This is a genomic window from Clostridium minihomine, assembly GCF_900240385.1.
Lineage (GTDB): Bacteria > Bacillota > Clostridia > Oscillospirales > Acutalibacteraceae > Faecalispora > Faecalispora minihomine.
Window position 1 is genome coordinate 21773 of record NZ_OEQH01000007.1, and the last position, 11891, is coordinate 33663.

General features: G+C 40.4%; 10 protein-coding genes. All 10 read right to left on the reverse strand.

Annotation, left to right across the window (positions count from 1 at the left end):
- Positions 1-282 precede the first annotated feature (282 nt).
- The 10 genes from C1A02_RS13795 to C1A02_RS13150 all read right to left on the reverse strand — a co-directional run bounded on the left by C1A02_RS13795 (position 283) and on the right by C1A02_RS13150 (position 10922).
- Positions 283-1545 carry a C39 family peptidase gene (locus tag C1A02_RS13795; RefSeq protein ID WP_243578020.1) on the reverse strand — a complete coding sequence of 421 codons (1263 nt, stop codon included), beginning with the start codon at positions 1543-1545 and terminating at the stop codon, positions 283-285.
- Complete coding sequence (locus C1A02_RS13110; RefSeq protein WP_101698698.1) at positions 1542-4103, reverse strand: ATP-binding protein; 2562 nt, start codon at positions 4101-4103, stop codon at positions 1542-1544. The genes C1A02_RS13795 and C1A02_RS13110 overlap by 4 nt, the downstream gene beginning before the upstream one ends.
- 4 nt (positions 4104-4107) lie before the next feature.
- Positions 4108-4503 (reverse strand): TcpE family conjugal transfer membrane protein, encoded by a 396-nt coding sequence (locus C1A02_RS13115; protein ID WP_101698699.1) that lies wholly within the window; start codon positions 4501-4503, stop codon positions 4108-4110.
- A 71-nt stretch (positions 4504-4574) separates the two neighbouring features.
- Positions 4575-4907: a hypothetical protein gene (locus tag C1A02_RS13120; RefSeq protein WP_101698700.1), complete on the reverse strand. Its 333-nt coding sequence runs from the start codon at positions 4905-4907 to the stop codon at positions 4575-4577.
- A 6-nt stretch (positions 4908-4913) separates the two neighbouring features.
- Positions 4914-5984 (reverse strand): conjugal transfer protein, encoded by a 1071-nt coding sequence (locus C1A02_RS13125; RefSeq protein ID WP_101698701.1) that lies wholly within the window; start codon positions 5982-5984, stop codon positions 4914-4916.
- Positions 5985-5997: 13 nt separating this feature from the next.
- Positions 5998-7422, reverse strand: a complete 1425-nt coding sequence (locus C1A02_RS13130) for an FtsK/SpoIIIE domain-containing protein (RefSeq protein WP_101698702.1) — start codon at positions 7420-7422, stop codon at positions 5998-6000.
- Entirely contained in the window at positions 7415-8071 is a 657-nt protein-coding gene (locus tag C1A02_RS13135; protein ID WP_207204914.1) for an HD domain-containing protein, read from the reverse strand. Before C1A02_RS13135 ends, C1A02_RS13130 begins: the two co-directional genes overlap by 8 nt.
- Positions 8072-9472, reverse strand: coding sequence for a tyrosine-type recombinase/integrase (locus tag C1A02_RS13140; RefSeq protein ID WP_101698703.1), 1401 nt, complete (start codon positions 9470-9472; stop codon positions 8072-8074).
- A 641-nt stretch (positions 9473-10113) separates the two neighbouring features.
- Positions 10114-10431: a TcpK family conjugal transfer DNA-binding protein gene (locus C1A02_RS13145; RefSeq protein WP_101698704.1), complete on the reverse strand. Its 318-nt coding sequence runs from the start codon at positions 10429-10431 to the stop codon at positions 10114-10116.
- Positions 10428-10922 (reverse strand): hypothetical protein, encoded by a 495-nt coding sequence (locus C1A02_RS13150; protein ID WP_101698705.1) that lies wholly within the window; start codon positions 10920-10922, stop codon positions 10428-10430. The genes C1A02_RS13145 and C1A02_RS13150 overlap by 4 nt, the downstream gene beginning before the upstream one ends.
- Between the last annotated feature and the right edge of the window lie 969 nt (positions 10923-11891).

Here is an 11891-nt window from a genome sequence, read left to right on the forward strand (position 1 = left end):
TAGTTTTGGTTGGACGGGCTGAAGGATATCCTGGCCGGTTTCCTGTTGGCCAAGTGATGGCCGGCAGCTGCCAGAGCTCCGGGCTGCACTCGGGGAAGCTTCAGCTGGCCGGCTCCAGGATGTCCTGGCCAGTTTTCTGTTAGCCAGGGTATCGCCGGCTGCTGCCAGAGCTCCGGGCTGCACCCGGGGAAGCTTCAGCCGGCCGGCTCCAGGATGTCCTGGCCAGTTTTCTGTTAGCCAGGGTATCGCCGGCTGCTGAAGAAAAAACATACTAAAAGGATTTTAACCAATAATCCAGAATGGGCCACCAGCGCCCCGGCCTTTGCCGGCCTCATTCTGGATTATTGATAAATCCCATGCTTTTTGGCTTTTTGAGTAGCTAAATGGATCTGCTACTAATATTTTACCATCAGCAGTAACGCCGCGCAGAACAATAAAATGACCACTATCTGTGAAATGACCCTTTATCATAATAGCCACTACCAGCTTGCCGCTGCTGAGTGCATCAACAATGCGCTGTGGTTCATCTGCTGAACATCCGGATACTTCCAAGCCAAATGCTCTGGCTGCGCCAGGAATAAGCGCTCTGGACGAACCGCTACCTATGACCCTGTATCCGTTTTGTACAGACCAATTTGCCATATAAACGGGATCATAATTTGTGCCGGTCAAAGTTGATATAACGATCGCCATAGACGTGGGGCCACAAGCTTCAGCTTTAATTGTACCACTTGCGCCATACAATTTATTTGCCCAACGTGCATCTGCTTGATTATAGTATATTACTTCTGTTTCTCCATCAACAAATTTTATTCCCTCATAGCTCTTATGTCCATTGCTGGTATCAGTAGTATTCTGTACAAGGCCATAACTGCTCTTTATGTCGTTGATTTCGGATAATGTTTCATCCGATAACCAGGTTTCCAAGTATTTAGATTCGTATAGTTCAAGCAATCTTTCGGTGTCGGCTTTGTTCATTTTAATATAGTTTGTTAGCACATCTTTATAGTCACTATTTGTAGTAAAAGTTCCGGTATAGCGCCAGTTATTTCTGCTTTTATTTTTGGTTTCTGTCTGCATAAGGTTAATTAGTCCATCTGGTGTGAGATCAGCTATACTTCTGTCTGCAATCCCTAAATATGCTAATATATTCTCTTTAGCTATATAATTATCTGTATGCTTATAAACCCATCCATAAACCGGATGGGTTTCCCCTGCATCATCCGTAGTATGGCCCACAACTTGATAATGTTCTGCATCCACTGTCAGAATTAAAAACTCTAATGTTGTATAAATCGGGTTAATATCCTCAATACCAGATTTTTTCTGGTTAGCTGCATCAATTGCATCAGTTAATATAACAATGTCCCACGGTGCGCCCAGCTGGGAGGCATTTAAAGCATACTCCTTCGCCTTTTCTTCACTAGCGACGGGACTAACCGGCGTACCGGCTGCGGAAGTACCCATGCTGGCAGTAACCATAAAAAAAATAAGCACAATAAAAGCAGGGGCTGCCATAAAAATTAGGATGCCTGACTTTTTCATGGTGTCCTCTCATAAGCGAATATATCAATTTCTTCTGGTTCTTTAATTTCCTCTATTAATTCTTCTGGTTGTTCTATTTTTAGGTTCTTTGCATCCACTGGTGTAGTAGAAAAGACATCAATCAAATCCTGGAACACAGCATCAAATTGCAATATGCCTACTCTGCCATTCAGATCCTGAAATAAACATTGAGCATTTCCCAGTGAATTTAGCAACTGGATATTGCTTGGAGTTTTTTCCATTTTCAAGAAGTCTAGCATTCTTTCAGCTTCAGCGGTATTGTCAGTCTTAAAACAGAATTTATAAGTAATACTGTTGCGTATACCCTCATTCGGCAAATCTGTGACACTATGACCATTTAGGATAATTGAGGTATATAGAGAACGGCTCATTCGAGCGCCGTAGGATATTAACTTTTCTCCTTCTACCGTTTTTCCAAGCATCCAAGATTCGTCATACAGAATAATCTTAAAATTATTTTTGTGACTGTGGATAAAGCTCCTACAAAACGCGGATATAACCATCATTAAAACGGTTGATATGTTTTCTTCTTGTGTGTAATCTTCTTTTTTAGTGTCTGGAGATGGAAGCTTTAAATTTTGAATTTGTAAAATATTGATTCTATTACTTAGGCTAATTGCTTGTTCTGTGCCGTCCCCTATTAACAGCTGTGACATACCAGATTGCCGTAATAGTTTAATCTGTCGGGCTAAAAGTTGAGCATCTTTTGCTAAATCATCTTCGGCCGGGAATGACCCTAAAATATCAGCTAACTTTTGCATGGAAGGTCGTTGTTCCTTCTGTATTTTGTTTAGGGCCTCTAATAAAGCTGTGTACTTTGCATCCCTGGGCCTGATTTTAAAAAGTTCAGATACGATATTCGTTGCCAGTTCGGCCGCTTCTTCTGGATTGTCCCGGAAAATATTCCACGGATCCAACGCGCCCCGGAATGCCTTATCTGGTTCCAGCGTTACCAAAGTAACAAGTTCTTGGCAATTTGGTAGATCTGTTACCCAATGTGATCTTTCCCCTTTGGGATCAATAATAAGAGCATAGGCCCCGTACATAACATGCAAATAGGTAAGTAGATTCGCATTAAAGGACTTTCCTACACCTAAATTGCCGTAAAATGTGGTACTTGCTGATACGTTGGATAAGCACGCTTCGCGCAGATCCAGAAATACTTGTTTGCGCTCGAGGCCCGTTGTTCCAATAAACGGCCCTATATGGCTGCCCAGCTCATGAGTAGCTCCGATCAACCCGGAAGCTAAAGCCGTTGGAGGAAGCTTCATAATAAAATCTTTTATAGTATTTCCTACTGTGGGAATACTCTGATAAAATAAAGCAAATTGATCTGTTAAGGGACGCTCCACTATAAAATTAAGATCTTCATATTCTTTTTTGACAGCCAATACTTTTTTTTCTAATCCGTCGGGTGTACTATCGGCCAAGCAAATGGTAATTGAAACATGGGATAGTGGTAATTTAGCAGGTTTGAGTTCAGCTTCGAGATCGTTAATATCCCTCTTGCTTTCCCACAAATCATCCGGTATTTCTGCGCCGGCGCTTTCAATATTCTCTATTTGACTATTTGCTTGACGCCGTTTGAATTCTATTGTTTTTAGTGCTTCGCGGTGTTCTTGATTTTTAACATGTATATAAACTTCTGCTTGCTGATTTAACTGTTGCAGCAAGTAAATCCACTCGGAATCTGGAAATTCTAAGTTATCCGGAATATTTGTAATAACGAGAAAAGACTGATAGCTTATTTCATGCTCATGTGCAATCTGTAATACTCGTCCAGACGGGCGAATAACACCACTAAAAAGGTTTACTAACTCTCTTTTTCGTGGCCGTATATATTCCGTGCCGGCTAAAGTTACGCTACTAGCATACGGCCGCCATGATTCATTTTTGCTTTTATGAAACAACTGTACATTTCTATGAAGCCCTCTATACATCATGCGCCGTAAAACCCATTGTGTGGTATCTATATCAGTAACTATTAGAGCCATGCGCTTATCCTGTTCTGCATATACCTGTTGGGACATTTTTTTGTATTCCAAAACTTTAGATGCGCGAATATCCTTCGCATCAATATGCATAAATGCGTTAAAATCTTTTATAAGCGCTTTAACCAGAAAGTCTAAGGCTTCTCTTGCTTGAGTGGCGATTTCCGTTTCTCCATCTTTTTGCAGCTTTATTGCTACAAAAGTCTTATAATCATTGCTTTTTCCGTTTGAATCAATCCTTTGTTGTAGATAAGCTTTAGTAAGGTTTGCTTGATTTACTGCGTGTGTATACAATAGATCGTCTGGTCTTAATCCCTTGATAAGGTTGCTAAAGTGGCTGTCTAAATCCTGCATAACAGGCACGATCATAAACTTAGCTTCTATTACATTAGCTATAAAGAGCGTTAATTTGTTCAAAATCCCCACTTTGCTGTCGTCACCCAACATGTCATAGTCAAACCCTTTGATTTCAAATAATGCCCAACAACTCCGGTCATGCCCAAAAATTAAATTGTCTGTAAAATAGTCAATAGGGCATTCATACATAATTTCACTCCTCTCCAATTCCCCGGCTGCACATCCAGGAAATACGCAGCTTTTTGTTTGTCTGGGAATTCGCTTCGAAACGCTCTATATATTTGTGTTTTGTGAAAATATATTTAATCCAATCCCAAAAATATTTTTGCGGCATTTTTCCGTCGAGTTTTTTCTTCAGTAGAAATTTTGTCATTGCATAAGGAAAAACAAGATACCTTAACGGTACCGGAATATGTTCAAAAAAAGGAATAATGTTACTAAAGATCCAAACGCTAAAAGCTACTGCTAAAAAGTATCCTATTTCCCTAGGGTTGATTGGTACAGGCAAAACAATATTTTGTATTGCGTAGATCTTATTTTCAATTTTCCATGCACCCTTATATGATCTGATAATGATTTTTTTATCCATAGTAAAATTAAACTCCTGTTTTTATGGTGGAGGCTTGCAGCTGTCATGGCCGGCTGCAAGCCTCTTTGTTATTATCCAAGACCGAACGCATCTTTAAGGGTAGTTCCGATTCCAGTAATTATTGTTGGATTTTTGGCGATAACACATATTAGTGCGGCCCCAAACAAAATACCTACCGCAGCGGTAGCATTTCGTTTAACCGCGTTCATACCCGCGCCGAAAATTCCCACGACTAAGACTACCCAAAAAACACCGTCCAGTATCCATTCCGCGCCAGCTTTTGCATATTGATTTTCTGCGGCAAAAGCTACTACTGGATGCAACATAATCATTGCCATAGCTATACAAACACTTTTCCATGTTCTTTGATGTACTTTCTTCAGCATTTTTTTAACTCTCTCCATTCCTTTTTACCCTCCTAAATTTGTTACGCGAGTATCCATTGAATCTATGTAATACTGATTGTCTTTCAGTGTTACATGCAGGTTATATGCTTGCTCCATTGTCACGCCGTTAATATCGGTGACAACTAAATTTGCTAATACCAAAAATTCGTTTTTAGAATTTTCTTCTGCGGTAAAAGCTCGAATAGATTTAATAGAACCAAATTTGACACGGCCAGATAGTCCTATAAAATTATCCGGGTCTGCCGATGGTGTAAGAAAATAGTTTACAACACTTTGCTCTTGTTCGTAATATGCCCTGTAGAAGTTTGTCAAAGCTGTTTTTATCGCATCAGTGGTACGGGAATCACATTCGTTGCCTTGGTAATTTTGAATTTTATAATCTTCTAATTTTTTGTTGTCGGCCACAAAGGACGGATAGCTTTCGATAATATATTGCTCTTTGGATTCCGACATACACACCGGTATTTTTAAAGTTACTGACTTTTGATTATTTTTTTCCACGACTACATTATCTGCGCTGGTTTCTTTGTATTTATAATTAATAATCAGCTGTACCCATACATCCGACTGTATAGAGCTGTAGGCCCTTTGCTGGTACGCATTGGCATATATTACAGAAGCGCTTGTTCCGGAAGGAAAGCTAAATGCTGCATTTGCAAGGGTAGAGGAAACATAGGGAGCAATGCGAAGTTTATATTCATCCTCTTGACCTCCGTCATATGTCATATACTGTACAGCGAAATTTTCGGCGAAAGCTTTCATTTCACTATCTAGTGCCTGCAATGTACTTAATTCATTTTTGAAATTTGTAATTGTTTTGTTAACGATAGTCGTCGGATCTGGCCGAAAACTCACAATCACACCCCGGATAAAAATAAAACTAATCATAACCCATATCGCAACTCTGGCCGCCTTCAACAGCGTGTTTTTGCGTATAATATATACTTCTTCTTTATCTTGTTTTAGCTCTGCGAGCCTGGCTTTTTCAGCCTCCTTTTCCGCTTTTTTTTGTGCTTGTTTTTCGTCCTTTTCTTTTTCCCTTTTTTGGCGCTGTTCTGCTCGTTGCACTTTCATCCTTCAGCCCCCTTCAATCATCAAAGTTAAAATTCAAGTCCATATCAGCTGATGAATTTTTGGGTTTCTTAGTTGGCTTATATGTACTGGCTTCTGTCAGCATATCGCCAGGTTCTAAATCAACATCATGTAGATCCGTATCATCATTGAACCAATAGGACTGGAATTCTACAGTTTCGTTCCCCACTTTGTAAAGGAAACGTCCTTTAATATCTGGAAGATCACAAGCTGCCGTATTGGCCAAGACAATCTCAGAAGCTGCCTTATCGGCAAAGCGCCCGGAAATACGCACCGGTATATTATTTTTAATTTGCCCTGTCAGCACATTAGCATCTGGCCGCTGCACCCCCAAAAATAGGTTGATTCCGGTGGCTCTGGCCAATCGGGCCAGCGTTGATATTTCGCCTTCTAACTGCTCATAAATTGGCTTGTCCTCTTTGGATACCCCTTTTTTGTCCAACATTTCTGCTATTTCGTCAATAAAAACTCCAATGCGTGATAAATTTTCACCTGTTTTTTGGTTGTATGCTTTTAGGTTTTTGACTTCAAGTTCACGGAACAACTGAAGGCGGGCTTCATTTTCTTTGGTTAAATTTTGCAGCACTGTTAATGCTCTTTTTCGGTCTGTCACAACTTCGCCGAAGCGTTCATATGCCTTACCAAATTCTACACCGCCCTTGAAATCAATCATATAAATCCGACTGCCTTTGTTTATCATCTGCCATAATATACAGCGCAGTATAACAGACTTTCCTGACCCTGTTTCTCCTGCTGCCAAAACGTGCGGAGTACGGTTAAGATCAAAAGACACTTGTGCCAAATCACTCTCACCAATTACAATTACCCCGTCTTGTTGCTGTATGAAACTATCGTCCCATTTAATCAATTCGGGAATTTTATAATCGCTGGGTACAGTTATCAGCTTAACAATTTTTTTGTTATTACCCTCTGCAATCTGACGAATGCTGCAATCCATCCCTGTTTCTATACGTTCCTGATTTTTTTTCCACTCCGTTAAAGGAATATTGGATTTAAATGTATAAATGACTTTTTTACCGTCTTTATGTTCATTGAGTAGATACGGATATTTTCTATCCTTGCCCATAAATCCAATATCTTTAAATATAATTTCATACTTTCCAGCCTTTTTGCTCGAAAAGGAGCCCAAGACAATAAGATAGAGTAAAGGAAATAGAAGGAGAGTCCAATATAGCAAATACCTTATAATCACTGGAACATCTATACCAAAAAGAACCTGCACTTTCAAAATCTGCTGTTGTTGCATATAGGCTGCCGTGCTGATAGCAATACTAACCAACAAGCCTATAATTGCCTGGGGAGCCTTCAGCCGCTTTATGCCTTTTCCAGCATAGAAAAATGCTTTTCCCAGGGCGCGTAGCACTGCACCTAAAATATCTCCAACAGGATCGTTACTCATTTTCTGCCTCCAAAAATTCTATTTCTGCTTGATACCGTTTTACTCTTTGTCTATCCTTCTCTGTGGGTGCAACTATACGGCTAAGATCCGCATTATGCTTCAGATCCGCAAGCTTTACATTTCGGGCAATGGGGTTTTCTTTTACACGGGCAAGGTACGCCAGGCGGGCTTTGGGTTGCAAATGGCTATGCGACTGCGTCAGGAGCTGCACCGCATCAATTAAATTTTCATCAATGCCGGCTTGCTGCAAATCGTCTGCGGTATATGTGCTATCCTCTAGTACATCATGCAGCATTGCAACTATCTTGTTTTCCAAATCATCCAGCATAGCGGCTACTGCTATCGGGTGATTGATATAAGGGTTCCCCCCTTTGTCAGTCTGGCCGTCGTGGGCTTTTGTCGCAATCTCTAGCGCCTTTTGATATACTTGCAGATAGTGCTGCTTTTGGGTTTGTATCAACGCTTCTGCCTGTTCTGCACTAATTTCTTCATAGCAATCGTAGCTGCTGCTGTCCGGCCATAAATACCGCAAAAACAAGCCGGTTTCTTTCCATTGATCAGGGCCAAACACAAATATATAATGATGATCTTGGTCTAATTTCAGGACTGTGCCGTTGTACTCTTTATCTGTCAATTTAACGTAATCCATTTATTTCACCTCATCTATATTATCTGGCCTTTGTAATTTTGCGGATAATTCAAACATGGTTTTAAGCAGCTTTAAAGCTTTTTGGCTCTTCGGATGCAGCTGCCTGTACTGCTCATACAATCTGTGCATTTCTCCATCTTTTAGTTCAAAGCTTTCTTGTGTGTGGTACTGCACCTCAAATGTTTGCCCCGAAGGGCTGCGGATCACTGCATTGATGCCCTTATAAGGGTTAATTTTATCATCCCATGAATTTTTAATTTTTACGATTTTATAGTTTTTTTCTTGCAAAAGGGAAAGACTTTTTTTTGTCGCGGCCGCTAAACTATCTGAAGAATAAATACCGGTATACCTAATTAGATCATTCATATCCTCAATTGCGGTAAGCTCTTCTCGGCCGTGCGCTTTTTCATATACACTATCAGGACTCTTGAGCCTATAATCCAGACCCTCCAAATGGCCTCCTGTTTCTTCGGTTAGGCTTTGCAGCATATTTGTAATTTCCGGTTCGTTTTTTAATGCCAGATTATATATTTCTCTTTCTTTGGGGCTAAATTTGCGGAAGACATCTTTCTTTTTTGGTTGTTTCTGTTCCAAAGAAAGTGGAATTTTAAACTTTAATTTTCTATTAAACAAATATCGTTTTGTTGTGCTAAATCGTTCATGTCGCAAGAATTCTTTTGTACTCTCGTTTGCTTGTGCGGCGGTGCTTCCAGCAGCCTTCAAATTCTGTCTGTGTGTAATGGCAGCTATACGCCGCAAATCATGACATTCGATTCCTAGCTGTCCAGCTTTTTTTTTCATAGTTCCAGCTGTATAAAAAAGTAAACCTTCTTCTGTGTCCCTTATGTATTCAGTCAAACTTCTGGCTAAATACGGATCGGCGTCACAAATAACTTGACCGTATTTATCACCTTTTCCGTGTTGTACATTTACGGTAATCGTGTCTCCGTCTATTTTTATATCATCTTTTTTTAAAGAGGATAATTCGGATACTCTTAAACCAGATAGCCGCATCAACCGTAAACCATATTTAAGTTTTGGATTGCGTAAGGCATTTATTTTCCTTTGCACGGTATCTAAATATATTGTTTTAGGCTCTTTTTTTGTCCAATTTCGCTTTTTCAGGCTGGTAGCCTTAAAAAAGGTATCATCTGGCAGCTTTAATTGCTTGTCATACTCTGCCAAATGCTTCAGGCCATTTTTAGCGGCAGAAAAATCATTCTTTGTTTTTATGTTGGAAAGTGCAGCTTCCAAAAATTCCGGTGTTATTTCTTCCAAACTGTTGAACTGCTCTGCTTTTAATAGTTTAAGCACAGCAAAATAATATCTATCTGCTGTATTCCGGTTTTTTATTGTTTCATTTAGATACTCCCTATATTTTAACAATATATCAAACTTCATAGTCTCCCCCTACCTTCGCCCCCTGTAAGCATAGTCATGCTTACTTTCTGGTAGTACCTCCCAACCGGGAGGTACTACCAGCCCCCTATAGGTATGGCCAACCATACCTATAGGGGGTAGATTGATAAATCACATATTATAAACTCGCTATACACTCATTCTTCATAGTCTCCCCCTACCTTCGCCCCCTGTAAGCATAGTCATGCTTACTTTCTGGTAGTACCTCCCAACCGGGAGGTACTACCAGCCCCCTATAGGTATGGCCAACCATACCTATAGGGGGTAGATTGATAAATCACATATTATAAACTCGCTATACACTCATTCTTCATAGTCTCCCCCTACCTTCGCCCCCTGTAAGCATAGTCATGCTTACTTTCTGGTAGTACCTCCCAACCGGGAGGTACTACCAGCCCCCTATAGGTATGGCCAACCATACCTATAGGGGGTAGATTGATAAATCACATATTATAAACTCGCTATACACTCATTAACAATATGCACTTTATCAATCCAGCTATATAACTACGTTATATAGCCTATTATGCTTATGTACACGTTTTAATCATATATCCATATTTTATGCGGTTTGGAGAGCGTACATTTTGAATATAGTGTAATAGATAAATATGTACGTCTATTTACAGGCTTTTTTCACTCAATTTTTGTACTGTTCTAACCACCGACAATCTGATTTTAATTACCGCCAGCGTATGTCCCTCCTTTCTCACTCGTTTTGTCAAACGTCCTTCATCGGTATCTATCCAGTTAAGTCCCTTCCAGGCCATCAATTTATATTCTGCCGTTTCATATAGATTTCTGTTCAATAGATTTATAATGAATAATTTATCGACCATCAAAAAATCCCCTTTAACAAAGGCTATTTCATGGCTTTTTTCTGCTAGGCTTTGCAGATATTTAGATACTGCCAAGAATTCTTGAAGTAAAGCATTAATCATGGCATACTTTCCTTTACTAAATCTACTGCATCTTTTTTTACTCTAATGCTTCTTACCGATTTTCCTTTATGCGTAAAGTTAACGAAAGCATTTTCATATTCGTCCTGGTAAATCAGGCCCATAGCAGCCCATACTTTTATTACTTGTTTTAGAGGATATACCGTAATAAAATCTTCGATATAGCCAGCTAATACACGATAATCAATTACATTATATCGTTTACTATTTTCGGTAACTCTTTTACTTTCAAAGAAACTGTTTTCTTTAAGAGCTTTACTTATTGCATGATAAAAGATCTCACTAAAGATTATAAAATTATTTAACTTATCGTTTTGTGTTAAACAATCTTTTTTACAATCATTTTGAAGCTGTTTAATCTCTTCTTCCATTTGAGAAGCTTTCTTTTGCTGATCCTTTATATAGTCTAATTGTTTATTGCATTTCTGCACTAACCTATTAACTTCAGCTTCTAAATCAGAATAACTTAACATTTTTCATTCCCTTTCCTAAAATCACTTAAAATCCTATTAATTCTACATCTTAAATTATCATTAAAACCGTGATATTTTATGGTTTTATAGCATGAATAAATAAAATGATTCTTTTAAGAATATTATAACATAACATTTCCAAAATACACCAATATTATACCTTTTTTTGGTAAAACAGTCAACATTTTGAAATAGTATTTTGTTGAAATAGGGAATAATTTAAAACAACAATTAGAACATAAAAATTATATCTTTATACGCAAGATAAAGCCCTATTTTATTAAGAATTTTTTATAAGATAAGACTTAAAAATTTTCAAACAGCTTAATATCTGGGAAGCTTCAGCTGGCCGGCTCCAGGATACCCTGGCCGGTTTCCCGTTGGCCAAGTGATGGCCGGCTGCTGCCAGAGCTCCAGGCTGCACCCGGGGAAGCTTCAGCTGGCCGGCAAGGATACCCTGGCCGGTTTCCCGTTGGCCAAGTGATGGCCGGCTGCTGCCAGAGCTCCAGGCTGCACCCGGGGAAGCTTCAGCTGGCCGGCAAGGATGTCCTGGCCGGCAAGGATGTCCTGGCCGGTTTCCCGTTGGCCAAGTGATGGCCAGCTGCTGCCAGAGCTCCAGGCTGCACCCGGGGAAGCTTCAGCTGGCCGGCAAGGATGTCCTGGCCGGTTTCCCGTTGGCCAAGTGATGGCCAGCTGCTGCCAGAGCTCCAGGCTGCACCCGGGGAAGCTTCAGCTGGCCGGCAAGGATGCCCTGGCCGGTTTCCTGTTGGCCAAGTGATGGCCGGCTGCTGCCAGAGCTCCAGGCTGCACCCGGGGAAGCTTCAGCTGGCCGGCAAGGATGCCCTGGCCGGTTTCCCGTTGGCCAAGTGATGGCCGGCTGCTGCCAGAGCTCCAGGCTGCACCCGGGGAAGCTTCAGCTGGCCGGCAAGGATGCCCTGGCCGGTTTCCTGTTGGCCAAGTGATGGCCAG

Bases quoted from the DNA above. Each gene is read 5' to 3' on its own strand.
- C1A02_RS13125 (WP_101698701.1), bottom strand. From the start codon at position 5,984: ATGAAAGTGCAACGAGCAGAACAGCGCCAAAAAAGGGAAAAAGAAAAG.
- C1A02_RS13140 (WP_101698703.1), bottom strand. From the start codon at position 9,472: ATGAAGTTTGATATATTGTTAAAATATAGGGAGTATCTAAATGAAACA.
- C1A02_RS13130 (WP_101698702.1), bottom strand. From the start codon at position 7,422: ATGAGTAACGATCCTGTTGGAGATATTTTAGGTGCAGTGCTACGCGCC.
- C1A02_RS13145 (WP_101698704.1), bottom strand. From the start codon at position 10,431: ATGATTAATGCTTTACTTCAAGAATTCTTGGCAGTATCTAAATATCTG.
- C1A02_RS13115 (WP_101698699.1), bottom strand. From the start codon at position 4,503: ATGGATAAAAAAATCATTATCAGATCATATAAGGGTGCATGGAAAATT.
- C1A02_RS13110 (WP_101698698.1), bottom strand. From the start codon at position 4,103: ATGTATGAATGCCCTATTGACTATTTTACAGACAATTTAATTTTTGGG.
- C1A02_RS13150 (WP_101698705.1), bottom strand. From the start codon at position 10,922: ATGTTAAGTTATTCTGATTTAGAAGCTGAAGTTAATAGGTTAGTGCAG.
- C1A02_RS13795 (WP_243578020.1), bottom strand. From the start codon at position 1,545: ATGAAAAAGTCAGGCATCCTAATTTTTATGGCAGCCCCTGCTTTTATT.
- C1A02_RS13120 (WP_101698700.1), bottom strand. From the start codon at position 4,907: ATGGAGAGAGTTAAAAAAATGCTGAAGAAAGTACATCAAAGAACATGG.
- C1A02_RS13135 (WP_207204914.1), bottom strand. From the start codon at position 8,071: ATGGATTACGTTAAATTGACAGATAAAGAGTACAACGGCACAGTCCTG.